The sequence below is a fragment of the Bradyrhizobium sp. YR681 genome, from assembly GCF_000282615.1.
Taxonomy (GTDB): domain Bacteria; phylum Pseudomonadota; class Alphaproteobacteria; order Rhizobiales; family Xanthobacteraceae; genus Bradyrhizobium.
Genome location: NZ_AKIY01000293.1, coordinates 1 through 17,513, shown reverse-complemented (window position 1 = coordinate 17,513; position 17,513 = coordinate 1). Strand labels below are relative to the sequence as shown.

The window sequence follows — 17,513 nt, the reverse complement described above, 5'->3', positions numbered from 1 at the left end:
TGCTTACCCATGCCCAAGATCACCAAGCGCATTGCCGATGCAGCCACCACTGCGGGCGGGGACCTCTTCATATGGGACGATGAACTTCCCGGCTTCGGTCTGAGGGTGAAGAAGAGCGGGGTCAAGTCCTTCGTCGTCCAATATCGAAACGCGAACAACCGAAGTCGGCGCCTCACCTTGGGACGGTATGGGGTGCTGACCGCAGAAGAGGGTCGCAAAGAAGCCAAGCTCGCCCTCGCGGAGGTCGTGAAGGGGGCTGATCCAGCAGAAAGCCGGAAGCTCGCCCGTGGTGCTATGACCATTGAAGAGCTTTGCCAGGAGTACATGGAGAAGGCCGAGCGGGGCCTCGTACTGACACGCCGCGGCGTAACAAAGAGCGCCACCACCGTCTACAGCGACAAGGGACGGGTCACGCGGCACATCATTCCCCTCATTGGGAACCGCACCGTCGCAGACTTCACCGCCGCGGATGCCGGCCGCTTCATGCGCGACGTGATGAGCGGGAAATCCGCTGCCGACGTCAAAACAAAAGAGCGGGGACGCGCCATCGTCACTGGTGGGAACGGTACCGCAGCTCGCACGATGGGTCTTCTTGGTGGCATTTTCAGCTACGCAGTCCGCGAGGGATACCGACCTGACAACCCCGTCAACGGCATCATTCGACCAAAAGATGGAACTCGCGAGTGGCGTTTGGACGACGCCGGATATCGCAAGCTCGGCAAGTGTCTCGCCACGGCGGAGGCAAATGGTGAGCCCTGGCAGCGAGTGCTGGCGAGTCGCGCGGCTGCTATGACCGGCTGTCGCCTTGATGAGATAGAAGGCCTCCTCAAGACTGAGGTCGATCCAGTCGGAATGGCCCTCAGGCTAGGCAAGACGAAGACCGGCAAAAGTGTCCGGCCCGTGGGCTCGGCAGTGATCGCGGTCTTAAAGAAGGCCATGGCGAAGTCCCAGTCCCAGTCCAAGTACGTCTTTCCTGCGATAACGACCACCAGCAAACACCACACTGGCTTGACCCGCTGGCTTCAGAAGATATCGGCAGAGGATGTTCCTGGCATTACCTGCCATGGCTTGCGCCATTCCTTTAGCTCTACGGCTGAGGATCTCGGTTTCTCGATCCCGACGATCAAGGCCCTGGTTGGCCACTCGCGGTCGAGCGTGACGGAAGGTTATATTCACCTGATTGATACCGCTCTCCTCGCGGCAGCCGATCGTGTCGCCAGACACATCGATGATGCCATGACAGGAAAGAAACAAAGCAAGGCCGGTCAAATTCGCAAGGCCTGATCAATCGGCGCGGCTAGGGTAGCTCCCGAAAAGCTGGTCCGCACCAGCCTGCCGTGTCGTTACTTTGCGGCGGCTCTGCGGAGGGCTCTTGAAGAAGCCAGTAACGATCGAAGAACCGGCGCCCGGCGCCAAGCCTAAGGGTGCATCCTGCCGTCCCGATTCAGCAAGGTTCGATCCAGGAAAGGCGGCTTTCTGGACCTATCCGATGGTCATAGCTTGGATATCGTGGCGCGACTTGGATGTCGTGCGAACTTTTTGGGATGAGTATCGAAAGTGCTGCAGTGATCATGTACCCAGAACGGCGAACGGTGTGACGACGTTCGACCTGAAGCACTGGGAGCCTGCGAACATTCGCGCGTTGGGGGCGTTCGTGAGGCGGGCTTCATGGGCGGCATCCGATGGAGCAGGATCGGATGCTCCAAAGGCTCCGTCGGTGCCCCTTGGAGATGCGATACGGTCCGTTCATGCCGCCGCCAGTGAGGGCAAGGTGTCGGCGATAGCGCTCGATCTAGAAGGCAACGAGGTCAAAATCGAAGCGTACAGCTGGTCACGTTTGGAGATCAGGAACTCCGACAAATGGTTCGAACTGCCGATCTACGTCGGTGACAGGCGAAAGTACACCGACGCGCGATTTCCTCGCGATGAAGTCATGGCAGTGTGGCCGGCGCAGAATCTGACGGTTGAAGCGCGACCGGTCGCAGAATCTGAAATCAACCCCAGAACTAGCCCGGGCAAGAAGAAGGGGCAGGGCTCTTACGCGGCTGTCGACGAGCCTCTACTCGACGAGATGGCAGCGCTTCTCAAGAACTTAAGCGTGGCATCTCCAGAAGAGGCTGCAAAGAGGGTGGCCAGCCGAGCCCATGGCGCCGGGACAATCGAAAGCAAGGTCGAGCGTCTGGCCAAACGGTTTCGCAAGAGAACGTCCAAAAACAGTGCGTGACAATTCGATCGGAAACGATCGGAAGCACTCGGTATCAATCGGGCGACTGGGCTATGGCGCCAAGATACACCCTCGATCGCGGAAATTGGTCCGCGATTGGAAAGGGTCTGATGAACACCAAGATCGAAATTCAAGACGAGCGTCACCTTCGCCGAACGGAGGCAGCGAAGTACATCTTAGAGACCTACAACATCCCGTGCTCCCCCAAGACGCTCGCAAAGTTGGCGTGCGTCAGCTCAGATGGGCCGCCCTTCAGGCGAGCCGGCCGCGTCCCCTTGTATCCGGTTTCGGGCCTCGATGCCTGGGCTCGGAGCAAGATCGGCCCGTTGGTGCGCTCGACCTCGGAGATGCGGCGATGAGCAGCTATCCGAACATGCCGGGCTACAAGACCCCCGGCGCCAGCCAGGAAGCCGCGGTCGCGGTGCGAGGCCGAGCGCGCGTTCTGCGCAAGCAGATCGTCGCCTACCTAAAGTCCCAGTATCCCAAGGGCCGCACCGCGGATGAGATCGCGGAGCACTTCGGGCTCAGCCTGTTGCCGGTCCGGCCCCGTCTGGCCGAGGCGCACTACGCGAGAGAGGTGGAGCAGACGGGAGAGCGCCGCCTCAGCAGAGCGGGACGGCGTGTCAACTGCTGGCGAGCGGTGTTGACCGAGGAGGAGAAGGGTAGCCGACATGGATGATCAGGCGTTCGATTTCGACGAGCGAGCCGATTTCGGCGACCGGATCGGCGATGACGAAGTTGAGGCGGAAGAGCAATCTCTGACGCTCGACACGATCTGCGTCAGCAAGTTCGCCAAGCTGAAGTTGCCGCCGCGGAAGAACGTGCTCGATCCGATCCTGCCGGAACGAGGTCTGGCCATGCTGTTCGCGGGGCGAGGCATCGGGAAAACCCATGTCGCGCTGGGCATCGCTTACGCCGTGAGCTGCGGTGGCGAGTTTCTGCGCTGGCGAGCGGACAGGGCGTGCAACGTGCTGTACGTCGATGGAGAGATGCCTCAGGAGGCCTTGCAAGACCGTCTGTTAGCCACGATGAAAGGAGGGCGCCAACCACCGGTTGGCGCATTCCGCCTCCTGTGCATGGACCGGCAGCCATTGGGGACGTCCCTCAATCTGGCCGATCCGAAGCAGCAAGAGGCCATCAATTCGCATCTGGGCGGTGTGGAATTTTTGGTTCTGGACAACTTGTCGACCCTCGTAAACGGTGGCGCGGAGAACGACGCCGAGTCCTGGATCTCGATGCAGGCCTGGCTGCTCCAGTTGCGGCGACGCGGGGTCACCGTCTTGGTCGTGCATCACGCCGGCCGAGGCGGCAATGCGCGTGGCACGTCCAAACGGGAGGACGTGCTCGACACCGTGATCCAGCTCAAGCACCCGGAAGACTATGATCCCGGCGAAGGGGCACGCTTCGAGGTGCACCTGACCAAAGCGCGCGGGGTGTTCGGCGAAGATGCCCTGCCGTTCGAGGCGAAGCTCGAACTGGACGACGACGGAGCGGCCCGTTGGGTCTGCACCGATCTCAAGAGTGAAGACTCGGAGGACTTGCAGAAGGTGCTGGAGCTGTCGGAAGCGGGTAAGAGCACCCGCGAGATCGGCAAGGAACTGTCAATGAGTAAGTCTAGGGTCGACCGGCTGTTGAAGAAGGCCAAGCGCGCGAAGAAAGCCAAGCCGGCGGAGCCGAGGGAGTAGCGGCCCCTGTCCCGCTGTCCCGCTGCCTTAGGGTGTGGGACAGCGGGACACCTGCTTGACGGTAGTGCAAATTTCCCAGAATTTCCTTGAATTACCGCGGCCGTTGAAGTCTATGAAAGACCTATGCTTTCTCGGAAATCGCTACAGAAAATATATCTGCTTTTATGGAGGGGGAAAGTTCGGCCGCATTTGCATCAGCGGTCCTTTCCGGAATCCGGGCGGGTTGGGGCAAGATGAACGCCGTCGAAATTGAAGAAGCCATATCGGCGCTGGCCGAGCAGCCGTTCAATGGCGGCGAGTTCCCCTTCGCCTTCTTGCAGGCATTCGGCAACAAGGAAACGACGATCAAGAAGCTGCGGGCGGGCGCGTCGAATAGCTCCGACCTGGGCGGCGTCCTGCAACGGAACCACATTCACATCGTCGTCTGCGCGCCGGGCACAGTTACGAAGACCTTGGCCGCGCTGAAAACCAGCCCGGCGACAGCGAAGGCGAAGGCGCGTTTCATCCTCGCGACCGATGGTGCGGACTTCGAGGCGGAGGATTTTGACACCGGCGAAACCGTCGCCTGTGCCTATGCCGATTTCCCCGATCATTTTGGCTTCTTCCTGCCGCTCGCGGGCATCACCACCGTCAAGCAGGTCCGCGAAAGCTCGTTCGACATCCGCGCCACTAGTCGCATGAACCGGCTCTATGTCGAGCTTCTGAAGGACAATCCCGATTGGGGCACCGAGGCGCGCCGCCACGACATGAACCACTTCATGGCGCGGCTGATCTTCTGCTTCTTCGCCGAGCGCACCGACATCTTCCACGGCATCGGCCTGTTCACCGACACCATCGCTCGGATGAGTGCCAAGGACTCGTCCGACACCCACAAGATCATCGGCGAATTGTTTCGCTCCATGAACATCAAGCGGGAGGATCGAGCGAGCGCCGACATCCCCCGATGGGCCGAGGCCTTTCCCTATGTGAATGGCGAGCTGTTCTCCGGCAGCGTGGACACGCCGCGATTCAGCAAGATCGCCCGCGCCTATCTTCTGCATATCGGCAGTCTCGACTGGACGAAGATCAATCCGGACATTTTCGGGTCGATGATCCAGGCCGTCGCCGAGGATGAGGAACGCGGCGCGCTCGGCATGCACTACACGTCCGTGCCGAACATTCTGAAAGTCCTCAATCCGCTGTTTCTTGACGATCTGCGCGCCCGACTTGCGGAAGCGGACGACAATTCCCGCAAACTGCTGAATCTACGCAATCGCATGGCGAAGATCAGGGTCTTTGATCCGGCCTGCGGTTCCGGCAACTTCCTTGTTATCGCCTACAAGGCCATGCGGGAGATCGAGGCCGAGATCAACAGGCGGCGCGGCGAGGCCGATCGGCGCTCAGAAATCCCGCTGACCAACTTTCGCGGCATCGAGTTGCGCGACTTCCCGGCCGAGGTCGCCCGCCTTGCGCTGATCATCGCCGAGTTTCAGTGCGACGTACTCTATCGGGGGCAGAAGGAAGCCTTGCAGGACTTCCTGCCGCTCGACGCGCAGAACTGGATCACCTGCGGGAATGCGCTGCGACTGGACTGGCTGAGTGTATGCCCGCCGACTGGAACGGGCGTCAAGCATCACGCCGATGACCTGTTTCACTCGCCGCTCGATCAGGCGCAGATCGATTTCGAAAACGAGGGTGGAGAGACTTACATCTGCGGAAATCCACCCTACGCCGGCAGTTCGAAGCAAACGGCAAACCAAAAAGATGATGTGCGCCATATCTTCGAAGCACAAACGAAGACTTGGCGGTCGCTAGATGTTGTGGCGTGTTGGTTCAAGCTTGCATCCGACTACTTCGTTCATACAAATGGCGCGTTCGCATTTGTGAGTACAAATTCCATTTGTCAGGGTGAGCAGGTGCCAATCCTGTGGCCGCTCATCTATCAGAATGGCATGGACATTTTCTTTGCCTGCACTTCTTTCAAATGGGCCAACCTTGCGGCTCACAATGCGGGAGTAACTGTTGTTGTAGTGGGTGTCGCTCGCGCCGGTCTACGGAAGAAGAGGCTTTTTCAAATCGATTCTGACGCGCAGCTAACAACGCGGGAACTGGATCACATAAATGCGTATCTGATCCCTGGAGGTAGGCTAATCATCGAGCCCCTTACAAGAGCCGTGGATGAAAGAGGGTTCATGATTCGGGGGAATATGCCCACAGATGGAGGCAACCTCCTCTTAAGTGAAGCGGAGAAGGAGAGTCTCGAAGCTCGCTCTCCTGGTGCCGCACGATTCATCAAGAAGTTTGTTGGCGCGCAGGAGCTGCTGGGCGGAGTATCACGCCATTGCATTTGGATCAGAGATGACGAGCTGAGCGAAGCTGAGGCTGTTCCTGAGATCAAAGAACGCATCGAACGAGTCCGCAAGATGCGGCTTGAAAGTTCTGCGGCATCGACCCGGGACTATGCGCCGTATTCCTACAAGTTCCGCCAGATTCAGGGGCAATGTGAGGCAAGTTGCATAGTGGTTCCGAGGGTTAGCTCTGAAAACCGAGACGTCCTTCCGGTCGGCTACTTTGACCACCATACCATAGTTGGCGATCGAAACTTTGTACTATGCGACGTGCCAATCTGGAATCTGGCTCTTCTGACATCTCGCCTGCATTGGGCTTGGGTCGGCGCGATATCCGCTCGTTTGGAGATGCGTCTGTCATACGCAAATACGCTTTGCTGGAATACCTTTCCGGTCCCGACTCTAACCGAGAAGAACAAGGCCGATTTGACACGCTGCGCCGAGGACATCCTGCTGGCCCGTGAGGCGCATTTCCCGGCAACCATCGCCGACCTCTATGACCCGGAGAACATGCCGGCCGATCTGCGCGCGGCGCATGAGCACAACGACGAGGTGGTTGAGCGTATCTACATCGGCCGCCGCTTCCGCAACGACACGGAGCGGCTGGAAAAGTTGTTTGATCTTTACACCAAGATGATTGCGTCGCCCGGTGCTGCAAAGAGGACCGCGGCGAAGAAGAAAAAGGTGGGGGCAAGCGCGTGACCGATCATGAGAAAACCATCCCTTCCGTTTCAGTTTCCTATGCCCGAAACGGTTCATCGACCAAGGCCAACGCGCTCGGCATGCGCCCGATGCAGGAGCGGGCCTATGAACGGCGTGGCGAGCAATATCTTCTCATCAAGTCACCTCCGGCTTCCGGTAAAAGCCGCGCGCTCATGTTTATCGCGCTCGACAAGCTGACCAATCAGGGACTCAAGCAGGCCATCATCGTGGTGCCGGAAAAATCCATCGGCGCGAGCTTCCACGACGAGCTGCTGACCAAGTACGGCTTCTGGGCGGACTGGACGGTCGCACCGAAATGGAATCTCTGCGACGCGCCCGGCTCCGACAACGGCGGCAAGGTCAATTCGCTCGGCGCGTTCCTTGACAGCGACGACAAGGTGCTGGTCTGCACCCATGCCACCTTCCGCTTCGCCGTGGACAAGTTCGGCGTTGAGAAATTCGACGACCGGCTGATCGCCGTGGACGAGTTCCACCACGTTTCCGCCGATCCCGACAGTAAGCTCGGTCAGCACCTTGGCGCTTTCATCGCCCGGGACAAGGTGCACGTCGTCGCCATGACCGGCTCATACTTCCGGGGCGACGCTGTGCCGGTGCTCGCCCCGCAGGATGAGGCCAAGTTTGATCCCGTCACCTATACCTACTACGAACAACTCAATGGCTACGAATATCTCAAGCAACTCGACATCGGCTATTTCTTCTATTCCCGCACCTTTCCCGAGACCTACGCCGATGACATACTAAGCGTCCTAGCCCCAAACGAAAAAACCATTATCCACATCCCAAGCGTCAATTCGCGCGAGAGCACGAAAGACAAGATCAGGGAGGTGGAACACATTATCGAGGCGTTGGGTGAATGGCAGGGCATTGATCCTGCGACCGGGTTCCAGTTGGTCAAACGGCCCGATGGCCGTGTCCTGCGCATCGCCGATCTGGTCGATGACGACCCTGCGAAGCGCGACAAGGTTTCGGCTGGACTGAAAGACCCCGCCCAGAAGAACAACCGCGACCATGTAGACATCATCATCGCGCTTGGCATGGCGAAGGAGGGGTTCGACTGGATTTGGTGCGAGCACGCGCTTACCGTCGGCTATCGATCCAGCCTCACCGAGATCGTGCAGATCATCGGCCGCGCGACCCGTGACGCGCCGGGCAAAATCCGAGCGCGTTTCACCAATCTGATCGCCGAGCCGGACGCCTCCGAGGAGGCCGTCACCGAGGCCGTCAACGATACGCTGAAAGCCATTGCCGCCAGCCTGTTGATGGAACAGGTGCTCGCGCCACGCTTCAACTTCACGCCGAAGAATCCGCAGAGCGGCCCGGTCGAAGGCTTCGACTATGGCGAGGGCGGCTACGACCCGAGTAAAGGTAATGTCGGCTTCAATGAACAAACCGGGCAGTTCCACATCGAGATCAAGGGCCTTGCCGAACCCAAGAGCAAGGAAGCCGCACGCATCTGCACTGAGGATCTGAATGAAGTCATCGCCGCCTTCGTTCAGGACAAAACCACCATTGAGCGCGGACTGTTCGACGAGGAGCTGATCCCCGAGGAGCTGACCCAGGTGCGTATGGGGAAGATCATCAAGGACAAGTATCCCGAACTTGACGAGGAAGATCAGGAAGCTGTGCGCCAGCACGCGATCGCCGCGCTTAACGTGACGCAGCAGGCCAAGCAGATCGCGCTTGGGGGCGAAAACGATACTGAGCCAAAAGCCAATACCGCCCTAATCGATGGCGTGCGGAAATTTGCCCTTAGTGTAACCGAACTTGATATCGACCTTATCGACCGCATCAACCCGTTCGGCGAGGCCTACGCCATACTCGCCAAGACCATGAACGAGGAAAGTCTTAAGCAGGTCGCGGCGGCGATTGCCGCCAAACGCACGAGTCTGACGCCGGAGGAGGCCAAAGAGCTTGCCGTCCGCGCGTCGCGGTTCAAGAAGGAGCGGAGCCGGCTGCCCTCCATCGACGCCCAGGACCCCTGGGAAAGACGTATGGCCGAAGGAGCCGTGGCGTTCATGCGCTTCAAGAAGGAGGGCCGCTATGACGGATGACCTCGATCTTGACGAACTGGCGGCGGACCTCGCTGACTTTGCGCCACAGGAGAAGAAAGGCGGCCGTAGCGCACGCGAGGAACGCATTGTCGCGGGCTTCGAAGAAATCCAGCGCTTCGCCGAGGCCCACGGCCGCGCGCCAGCGCATGGCGAGAGCAACGACATATTCGAGCGGCTTTATGCCGTGCGCCTTGACCGCTTGCGCGGGCTGGAAGAATGTCGTTCGATTCTCGCCCCGCTCGACAAGCAGGGGCTCTTGGCAGCCGCGGTGACGCCCGCCACCGAGCCAGTCGAATCGATAGATGACGATGAATTGCTTGCCGAACTGGAAGGCATGGGCGCATCCGACATTACAGAGCTTCGCCATGTGCGCACCGCCGCCGACAAGCGTGCGGCTGAGGAAATCGCCAACCGCACATCCTGCGAGGACTTCGATATCTTCAAGCCACTGTTCGCTCAGGTGAAGAAAGACCTTGATGCCGGCATACGCCGGACGCGGCGGTTCCAGACGATGGCCGAGATCAAGGAGGGCGAGTTTTTCATCGTCGGTGGCCAGATCGCCTATGTCGCGGGAGTCGGCAACGAATTTGTGACCGAGTACGATCGTCGCGATAGCCGGTTGCGCGTGATCTACGACAACGGCACCGAGAGCGACGTCCTATTGCGCTCGTTGCAACGTGCCCTCCATCGCGATGAGGCGGGCCGGCGCATCACCGACCCCTCGGCGGGGCCGCTGTTTTCCGGCGAGAGCGAAGACGGCGACTTGGCCAGCGGCACGATCTATGTGCTGCGTAGCAAGTCTGACCATCCGACCGTGGCGGCCCACCGCGATGTGCTGCACAAGATAGGCGTCACGGGCGGCGCGGTTGAGACACGTATAGGCGACGCGAAGAACGACGCGACCTTCCTTTTGGCCGACGTGGAGGTCGTCGCCACCTACAAGCTATCCAATATCAATCGGACGAAGCTAGAAAACCTCATCCATCGCATCTTTGATCCCGCACGGCTCGACATCGAGATCAAGGATCGGTTCGGTCATCCGGTGATTCCCCGCGAATGGTTTCTCGTGCCTCTCTTCGTCATCAACGAAGCTGTTGACCGGATCAGAGACGGCACCATCACCGAATACCTTTACGACCCGAGAATTGCGGCATTGGTGCGGGCAGGCGAGACCAAGGGGGGTGACCACCGTGAACGAGATCAACCACGAAAAACGTAACCGGCTCATCAAGTCGCGCACACAAAACAAAGCAGGAGAAGGCAGCGTGGCCGGGGCAGCCGTCCCGGGCGAGCGGGAGAGGGATTTAGCGAGGCTGGCGAAGATCAAGAACCGCCGCCACCCGACGAAGCGCTCGACGCCTCCCGGTAAGCGAGCGGCGGCTCGTCGCAAGCTGCTCAAGAAGAGACGAAAGAGTTAGCGCAGCACCTGCGATCGATGCCGTGGAATGTGATCGTGGCAAGAGCCGGAAGAAGTCGCGCAGTCGAACGCGATTTGAGACAACGTCAAAGTTTGGAAGGCTGAGGGGATGGTTGATTCGTTCGATGAAAAGGCATTGACTGAAGCGTTCAACGGGCCGTTTCGCGCTTACTTGAACGAGCCATGGGCAGTGGAGTGGCGGCAGAGATACGCCGCTCATGTCGAGCTGGTGAAGAGTGCGGACGAGGCGCAATGGCTCGATCCCGCATTCCAGCGCAGGCTCTGGGATGAGAATCCGATCTCCAATATTGGGCCGGGTACTTCGGTCACGGTGGAAGGTGCATATTCCGACGTTGCGATCTCGCGTGAGCTTCTTCAGTTCCGAGACGCGCCGATCGGCAGCGATCTCGCCGAGCGCGGGAAGAGGCTACAGGACATGTTCGACCATGTTCTGGCCAGGGTTTATCCGGCTCACGCCAAGCGCCGGCCTAAGGCGCGCCTGGTTCGTCTGATGGCCGCAATGTTCCCCCGCGACATGACCTGTCTGATGGATGCCAACAGGGTATGGGCCACGCAACGCCTGATCAGTGCGCCGCGACTGATCGGCGACTTCATCGCCCAGCACCCGGCGCTTCGCCAGCGGATTCGCGATGCGGTGGAGAACGCACCTGACATCGCCAGCGAGGTCGACCAGTCGATCTTCGCGTGGTTTCTCTGGAATAGATATTTAAATCGCCCCGACGAAGGCGCGGTGACGGTGGAGGCGGCGCAGCCGGAGGCAAGCGACATACCGCCCTTGTCGCTTTTGCCTGTAACCGCTCAACGGCGAAGCCTATCCTGCATGAAGGGTGCGGTCGGCGTGTTCGTGGCGGTCGTCCGCGAAGCGGAGAACGGGATTGCACGGGACGACCTCGCAAGCGTGATCCTATCGGAAGCGCCGCAGCTCAACACGAACAGTGCCGCCAATGTGATCTCGCAGGCCACGGGCGGACTAGGACTTATTCATCTCGTCGACGGGGCGTACCGGCCGACACAGCGCGGCCTTGAATTGCTGACCGCGAACGAGCCAGCGGAAGTGCTGCGCGCGCCGCTGGTCGGTCGTGTTTTCGGCATGGGGCATCTATTGCTTCAGTTGTCGCGCCGCCCCGACGGGATGGGAACGACTGATGCGGCCAAATGGCTGCAATCGCTGGTACCGACCTGGACCACGACAATGCCGGGGTCGCACATCATCGCGTGGGCCAGAGTCACCGGTCTCGTGAGAGCCGAAACTGTTCAGGGCATCAACCGTCTGTATCTGACTGACGACGGTCAGGAATATGTATCCGCACTGCCGCGGGATTTCGAGGAGCGCTGGCGGATCAACGTCGCGGCCGAGGCACTGGACGACGCAGCTCCCGAGATGATCGCGGAAGAAGCCAGCTCGGGAGCGTCCTATACGGTTGAGGCCATTATCGATGAAGGCTGCTTCCTTGAGCGCGCGACGCTCGAACAAGCGATCGACTTGCTGAAGACGAAGAAGAACCTAGTTCTGCAGGGGCCCCCGGGAACAGGCAAAACCTGGCTCGCCAAGCGCCTGGGATACGCGCTGATCGGCGAGAAAGACCCTTCGCGACTGATGGCTGTGCAGTTCCAGCCCTCACTATCCTACGAGGATTTCGTCCGCGGCTACCGACCGAACGGAACCACCGGCCTGCAACTGGTCGACGGCGCCTTCCTGGAAGCGGTTGCAGCGGCGAAGGCAGAGCCCATGAGGCCATACGTTCTGGTGATCGAGGAGATCAATCGCGGTAACCCGGCGCAGATCTTCGGCGAGCTGCTCACGCTGCTAGAGGCGGACAAGCGCAGCGAGAGCGAGGCGCTCCGGCTGGCCTATCCGATCTCTCAGACAGAGCGGGTTCATGTGCCGCCGAATCTCTATGTCGTAGGGACGATGAACCTCGCCGACCGTTCGCTGGCGTTGGTCGATCTCGCGCTACGACGCCGCTTCGCATTCGTGAACCTCAATCCCAATTTTGGAACTGCCTGGCAGCAATACTGCAAGGCGCGGGGCGCTCCGGATGAGCTGCTGCAGGCCATAAGGCAGTCTATCGTCGCGTTGAACGAGATCATTGCGGCGGACCAGTCGCTCGGTGCTCAGTTCAGTGTCGGTCACAGCTTTCTCACGCCGGCTGAGAATATGGATGCCGCGCGCTGGAAGACATGGATCGGCAATGTGATCCTGACTGAGATCAAACCATTGCTGCTGGAATATTGGTACGATGCAAGGGAGAAGGCGGAGGATCAGACCAAGACACTGCAGGCCTGCCTGTAGGGCGGATGCAGATGTCCGATCAGGTCTGGCGCAGCCAAAAAGGCATTCCGATTCGGAACCTCTGGCTGTTGCTCGTCTATGCGTCCGGTCTCGCCGAGTTCGAGAGCCAATGCGGGGTAGGCACGGACGATGATATCGAGCTGGCCGATATCCTGGGTCGCCTGCTGGTGAGGCTGGTCAAGCGGCGGCTGAGGACCAATCTGTCGCGCGGCTATCAGCGCAGGGAAGCAATCATTCCGCGGGTCAGGGGGCGGGTGGACTGGTTGCAGACGCTCTCCCGCCAACATCTGCAGCGCGGGCGCCTCGCATGCCGGTTCGAGGAGCTGTCGTTCGACACGCCACGAAACCGGCTGGTGCGCTGCGCGCTGATTGCGATCGCGGGACGGATTCAGGATCGTGCCGTCGCCGCCGATTGCCGTCGGCTCGGTGACGACCTCGGACGGCTGGGCATTGCTGCGTCCCGACCAACCCGACAGGCAATGTCCGCAGACACGATCGGAAGCCATCAATCCGAAGACCGCTTCATGGTCAGCGCGGCGAGGCTCGTGTTCGAAATGCTGCTGCCGAATGAAGCGCCGGGTGACATGAAACTGTCTCGGCTCAAGCGGGACGAGATCACCCTGCGAAAGATCTTCGAGAAGGCGGTCACGGGGTTCTATCGGCATCATTTGCGCGCAGCCGATGGCTGGTCTGTGCGGGAGCAGAATTATCAGAGCTGGCAACTGAAGCCGGGCCGGTCCGGCGATGTAGCTCTGCTGCCGGGAATGAAGCCCGACATCATCCTGGACAGAGGGCAGGACCGCAGGATCGTTATCGACACCAAGTTTACCCGTGTTCTCGCGAAAGGCATTGCTGACAAGGACAGGCTCAAGAGCGCCAACATCTATCAGATTTATGCTTATCTTCACTCCCAACGGGGCCGCGGACCACTGTGCGACAGGGCGGAAGGCGTGCTGCTCTATCCCGCGCTCGACCATGATGTGGATGAGACATTCACCATCCAGGGCCATGATATCCGGTTCGTCACGGTCAATTTGGCTCTCAAGCCTTCCGACATCTTGGATCGGCTTCACTCTATCGCTCGGGATAGAGACTAGTGGCGTCTGGCTCATCGAGATTACCTCCCGAGATTCTCAACGGCTCGGCCAGAAAAGGAAGCAACCGCGCGGCCTCATTCTTGTGCCAACACTGGCTACGGAGGCTGGGAGAGTTGAGGGAGTGCCGGTGTGCGGACGGCGCATATAGAGTTTTTGAACTGCGACGAAGAAACGATCGAAAATGCAATCTTCGATGTCGCGGCCAAGGGGGCGGAGCGAGGTTGGCGAGGAGTCCGCAGCAACCCGGGTCGTCTCCATTCTACCCCTGCAGGCATTATTGCGTGGCACATCCTTTTAGAGTAGCCTACCCAGAATTGTTTATATTTTTGGAGGTTGCAATGAAGCTTTTGATCCGTGTCCTTGCACTAGCCGCCATCTTCGCAACACCTGCGTTCGCCGGCAATTCCCAGTCGAAGGGCAACAGACTGATTTTGGCAACCTACTGGGGAGATGACAAGGTTGCATTGTTAGATCTGGGCGGTGAAAGCGGGCACGAAGAAATTTGGACGATCGATGTGTTAAAGGCCGTGGGTTGCCCGAAGCCATACGATGTCAGAAGCAATAAGAGGGGCGACGAGGCGTTTGTTTCGTGCAGCGGTGGCGACATGGTCGCCGTTATCGATATTGTGGCTCAACAGGTGAAGTACACGATCAAGACCGGGCTCTCCCCTCGCGACCTCCAACTTTTCGACGATGACAAAAAACTCATTGTAGCCAACTCGGGCAGCGACACAGTCTCGATCGTAGACACTCTTGGGCGCAAAAAGCTTTATGACGTAAGCGTGTCGTCTCAGCCATATGGGGTTGCTGTCACTAACGACAACAAGACAGCACTGGTTACTGGTTGGGCTAGTGGCGACCTGCACTTCATTTCACTGGGCGACTCTTCTGGAGTTTCATTGGGCAAGGTTGATGTTGGACTCCTGCCCTACACCGTTGCAATAGCTGGAGACCCTGCGAGGGCGTACGTCGCTGCAAATGCAAGTCATTCTGTCGCAGCTGTTGACCTCGCGTCTCATACAGTTTCGGAACAGATTAGGGTTGGTCGAAATCCCTGGAGCTTAGCTGCCAGTTCAGACGGCAAGAGTCTTTTGGTGACAAATAACAGGTCCAATAATCTATCACTGCTAAAGACGGGTCTTGCTGTATCGGCCGTGGCCTCTTCCCAAGCGTTTATTGGCGCTGGCGCGCAACTTCAACCGAATGGCGATAGCGTCAACCGTGCGGCTAAGAACGCTTCGATAAGCATGGACGGCAAGACCGGGGTATTTACCGATTTGGCCAATAACCAGGTTGCCGTAGTCGATTTGGCATCCGGTGAAATCAAAAAAGTCATTAATGTCGGAAAGGCGCCGTACGGAATAGAATTTGTAAAATGACAAGTCGCTTTGGCAGACCAACTGCCGGCCTCTTCGTCGTATGCTTACTTCTAGCCTGCGCCCAGCGCGCTCACGGAGATGGCGTCTATGTGAGCGCCTATTTCGGCGAACCGGTAGCTGGACTAGATGATGAGGTCCGGTCTTCCTTTGATCGAGGACAATCACTTTTCGTAAGGCGTTGGGACCAATCGTCAACCGCCATGCGAAACGCAGAAAGCTGTGTCAGTTGTCACAGTGTGCCCATGCCAGGCGGAAGTGGCATGTCGGAACAGGCTCTCGTGCCCACCGCTTTGGGCGAAACGGTGCAGCGAAGGGCACCAGAAGGCCACGTTGCTGAGGTTGGACCAGACGGGGTGGTCACCAGACGGACCCCCCCCCTTTTTGGAATTGGCCTTCTCGAATACTCAAGGCGCAATAATTCACAAAAAATATTCGGTGCATTTGCCGAGATAGACTCTCTCGAGAAGTTTGTCGCTAGGGCTTTTGCGATCGAATTGGGTATATCGAGCGAGCTTAGTTGTTCAAGGTCCGCACAGAACCAGGATTACCCAAAATCGTGCACGCCAATCCTGTCGCGACGGGAATTGGAAGACGTCGTGACGTTTGTTCGCTTCTTGGCAGCGCCTCCAAATAGAAATCAAACCAGCGCAATAGGATCAAAGCTGTTTTCTCAAATTGGGTGCTCAAGCTGTCACGTCGAATATCGCGTCACGTCCGCAGAAGCCCCACCAGCTCTTCGCAATAAACGCTTTGCACCATTCACGGACTTGCAACTGCATGACCTCGGCGGCTCAACCGCTCGACTTCGAACGGCTCCGTTATGGGGACTTAACTCCTATGGTCCTCCTTATCTTCACGACGGTTCAGGTAACTCGATCGAAGATGCCATAGCTCATCATGGCGGAGAGGCGAAGCCTGCCCGACACAACTTCTCACTTTTGGAGGAGAGTGATAAAATCGAACTTATCGCCTTTCTCAAGAGCTTGTGAGGCTGACATGGCAACCATTCGCTGCATTGTGCGGGACGTTGAAGACGCGATCAATTTCTATCGGGATCAATTCAGTTTCGAACTGATTCAGCAGTTTGGTCCCGCAATGGCTATAATGCGGGCTAAAGATTTAGAGTTGTGGTTAGCGGGTCCATTGTCCTCCGCTGCAAAGACCATCTCGCATGCGGTCCCGAGCGGATGGACCAGGATCGTTATTCAAACAGATGATATTGAAGGCTCAATCTCTTCCCTCAAGAGTGCTGGAGTGAAATTCGCAACGAACCTTATCGAAGGTCCGGGAGGAAGACAGGCGGTTTGCGAAGATCCATCTGGTAATCAGATCGAATTGTTCGAGCCGAGAGGCTAGTTCCAACGACCAGACGCTTGAGAGATGCGTATGCCGGGAGGGATTTCCTACTTGCTGCGCATCAAGGCGGAGGCGTCGCCGAACTTGCAAACGCGCCGAAAGCCCTGAGCGAGGACTCGCTTGCGGACGAAGGTCCCTTCTGCAATTTGCGGGGCTAAATTCGTGCAGCGACATGTCACGTGCCACCGTCGGTTTGTCGACCGAGAGCTTCCTTCTCGGCGATGTAATATCGTCCATCGGTCGTTGAAATGGCCCTTTTATAGCTCGCTAGTAGGAGCGTACTTTCCCAATATGGGGGGCTAGTGCAGAAAAAATTCAGCACTCATTCTGAAGCCTGCCGTCACGGATCCTTATCGGGACAGCGCCAAACTTCAACCGCCTGCTTACCCAGTGCTTACCCGAGCTAAAGTCAAAGCGAGCCAAAATGTAAAAAAGGCCTTATTTTACTGGCGCACCCGACACGATTCGAACGTGTGACCTTTGCCTTCGGAGGGCAACGCTCTATCCAGCTGAGCTACGGGTGCAGTCGAGGTTCATTTAGCCGATTGGCGGGGGGCGGGCAACCGCTTCCGCTGTCTCCGGTCAGGCTGATTTGCGGGCCCTGCGGCCAGGAACCGGGGTGCTATCCCGGCCGAGGCCCGCGAATTCGGCCAGCATCCGTTCGGCGCAGACGACGCGGTTGCGGCCGAGCCGTTTGGCCGCATAGAGCGCCTCGTCGGCGGCGCCCAGCAGGTGGTCGGGGCCGCCATCGGCTTCACCCGGAATGTGGCTGGCGACGCCGACGCTGAGGGTGACGTGGTCGCCAGCGCCCTCGGCACCATGGGCGATCCGCAGGGTCATGACGGCGCTGCGAATTTCGTCGGCGATGGCGCAGGCGGCGTCGCAATCCAGGTCCGGCAGGATCAGCGCGAACTCCTCGCCGCCATAGCGGCTGGGGGGG

The 17,513-nt window shown here is 58.8% G+C and carries 14 protein-coding genes and 1 tRNA gene; 13 read left to right on the top strand and 2 right to left on the bottom strand.

The window, feature by feature from the left end; translation table 11 throughout:
* The first annotated feature begins 9 nt into the window (after nt 1-9).
* From PMI42_RS31780 to PMI42_RS38240, 13 genes are all read left to right on the top strand, one after another.
* Nucleotides 10-1,284 (top strand): tyrosine-type recombinase/integrase, encoded by a 1,275-nt coding sequence (locus PMI42_RS31780; RefSeq protein WP_008142580.1) that lies wholly within the window; start codon nt 10-12, stop codon nt 1,282-1,284.
* An 88-nt stretch (nt 1,285-1,372) separates the two neighbouring features.
* Nucleotides 1,373-2,224 (top strand): hypothetical protein, encoded by an 852-nt coding sequence (locus tag PMI42_RS39480; RefSeq protein WP_157195853.1) that lies wholly within the window; start codon nt 1,373-1,375, stop codon nt 2,222-2,224.
* 355 nt (nt 2,225-2,579) lie between these two features.
* Nucleotides 2,580-2,903 carry a hypothetical protein gene (locus PMI42_RS31765; RefSeq protein WP_008142577.1) on the top strand — a complete coding sequence of 108 codons (324 nt, stop codon included), beginning with the start codon at nt 2,580-2,582 and terminating at the stop codon, nt 2,901-2,903.
* Nucleotides 2,896-3,909 carry an AAA family ATPase gene (locus PMI42_RS31760; RefSeq protein WP_008142576.1) on the top strand — a complete coding sequence of 338 codons (1,014 nt, stop codon included), beginning with the start codon at nt 2,896-2,898 and terminating at the stop codon, nt 3,907-3,909. Before PMI42_RS31765 ends, PMI42_RS31760 begins: the two co-directional genes overlap by 8 nt.
* A gap of 233 nt (nt 3,910-4,142) precedes the next feature.
* The gene (locus PMI42_RS31755; protein ID WP_008142575.1) at nt 4,143-6,938 is read left to right on the top strand and encodes a class I SAM-dependent DNA methyltransferase; all 2,796 of its coding nucleotides are present in this window, start codon (nt 4,143-4,145) and stop codon (nt 6,936-6,938) included.
* Nucleotides 6,935-9,010 carry a DEAD/DEAH box helicase gene (locus PMI42_RS31750; protein WP_008142574.1) on the top strand — a complete coding sequence of 692 codons (2,076 nt, stop codon included), beginning with the start codon at nt 6,935-6,937 and terminating at the stop codon, nt 9,008-9,010. The genes PMI42_RS31755 and PMI42_RS31750 overlap by 4 nt, the downstream gene beginning before the upstream one ends.
* Complete coding sequence (locus PMI42_RS31745; RefSeq protein WP_008142573.1) at nt 9,000-10,229, top strand: GIY-YIG nuclease family protein; 1,230 nt, start codon at nt 9,000-9,002, stop codon at nt 10,227-10,229. Before PMI42_RS31750 ends, PMI42_RS31745 begins: the two co-directional genes overlap by 11 nt.
* A complete protein-coding gene (locus PMI42_RS39475; protein ID WP_157195852.1) occupies nt 10,201-10,428 on the top strand; it encodes a hypothetical protein in 228 nt (75 codons plus the stop codon). The genes PMI42_RS31745 and PMI42_RS39475 overlap by 29 nt, the downstream gene beginning before the upstream one ends.
* 108 nt (nt 10,429-10,536) lie before the next feature.
* Nucleotides 10,537-12,741 carry an McrB family protein gene (locus tag PMI42_RS31740; RefSeq protein ID WP_008142572.1) on the top strand — a complete coding sequence of 735 codons (2,205 nt, stop codon included), beginning with the start codon at nt 10,537-10,539 and terminating at the stop codon, nt 12,739-12,741.
* Nucleotides 12,742-12,752: 11 nt separating this feature from the next.
* Complete coding sequence (gene mcrC, locus PMI42_RS31735) at nt 12,753-13,838, top strand: 5-methylcytosine-specific restriction endonuclease system specificity protein McrC (RefSeq protein WP_008142570.1); 1,086 nt, start codon at nt 12,753-12,755, stop codon at nt 13,836-13,838.
* Nucleotides 13,839-14,176: 338 nt separating this feature from the next.
* On the top strand, nt 14,177-15,217 hold the full coding sequence (locus tag PMI42_RS31730; RefSeq protein WP_008142567.1) for a YncE family protein: 1,041 nt from the start codon (nt 14,177-14,179) through the stop codon (nt 15,215-15,217).
* Nucleotides 15,218-15,477: 260 nt separating this feature from the next.
* Nucleotides 15,478-16,206 carry a di-heme oxidoredictase family protein gene (locus PMI42_RS38245; protein ID WP_157195851.1) on the top strand — a complete coding sequence of 243 codons (729 nt, stop codon included), beginning with the start codon at nt 15,478-15,480 and terminating at the stop codon, nt 16,204-16,206.
* A 7-nt stretch (nt 16,207-16,213) separates the two neighbouring features.
* Entirely contained in the window at nt 16,214-16,573 is a 360-nt protein-coding gene (locus tag PMI42_RS38240) for a VOC family protein (protein WP_081502980.1), read from the top strand.
* 447 nt (nt 16,574-17,020) lie between these two features.
* Here the strand turns inward: PMI42_RS38240 and PMI42_RS31725 are convergent.
* Together PMI42_RS31725 and PMI42_RS31720 are read right to left on the bottom strand one after the other, a co-directional pair.
* Nucleotides 17,021-17,097: transfer RNA gene (locus PMI42_RS31725), tRNA-Arg, on the bottom strand.
* Between the two features lie 58 nt (nt 17,098-17,155).
* Nucleotides 17,156-17,513 (bottom strand): GGDEF domain-containing protein (locus PMI42_RS31720; protein WP_008142564.1); only part of this gene is annotated, 358 nt, incomplete at its 5' end.

What these genes read in the sequence shown, in the direction of transcription:
- PMI42_RS38245 (WP_157195851.1), top strand. Translation starts at nt 15,478, where the DNA reads ATGTCGGAACAGGCTCTCGTGCCCACCGCTTTGGGCGAAACGGTGCAG.
- PMI42_RS31765 (WP_008142577.1), top strand. Translation starts at nt 2,580, where the DNA reads ATGAGCAGCTATCCGAACATGCCGGGCTACAAGACCCCCGGCGCCAGC.
- PMI42_RS31730 (WP_008142567.1), top strand. Translation starts at nt 14,177, where the DNA reads ATGAAGCTTTTGATCCGTGTCCTTGCACTAGCCGCCATCTTCGCAACA.
- PMI42_RS31760 (WP_008142576.1), top strand. Translation starts at nt 2,896, where the DNA reads ATGGATGATCAGGCGTTCGATTTCGACGAGCGAGCCGATTTCGGCGAC.
- mcrC (WP_008142570.1), top strand. Translation starts at nt 12,753, where the DNA reads ATGTCCGATCAGGTCTGGCGCAGCCAAAAAGGCATTCCGATTCGGAAC.
- PMI42_RS31745 (WP_008142573.1), top strand. Translation starts at nt 9,000, where the DNA reads ATGACGGATGACCTCGATCTTGACGAACTGGCGGCGGACCTCGCTGAC.
- PMI42_RS38240 (WP_081502980.1), top strand. Translation starts at nt 16,214, where the DNA reads ATGGCAACCATTCGCTGCATTGTGCGGGACGTTGAAGACGCGATCAAT.
- PMI42_RS31740 (WP_008142572.1), top strand. Translation starts at nt 10,537, where the DNA reads ATGGTTGATTCGTTCGATGAAAAGGCATTGACTGAAGCGTTCAACGGG.
- PMI42_RS31755 (WP_008142575.1), top strand. Translation starts at nt 4,143, where the DNA reads ATGAACGCCGTCGAAATTGAAGAAGCCATATCGGCGCTGGCCGAGCAG.
- PMI42_RS31780 (WP_008142580.1), top strand. Translation starts at nt 10, where the DNA reads ATGCCCAAGATCACCAAGCGCATTGCCGATGCAGCCACCACTGCGGGC.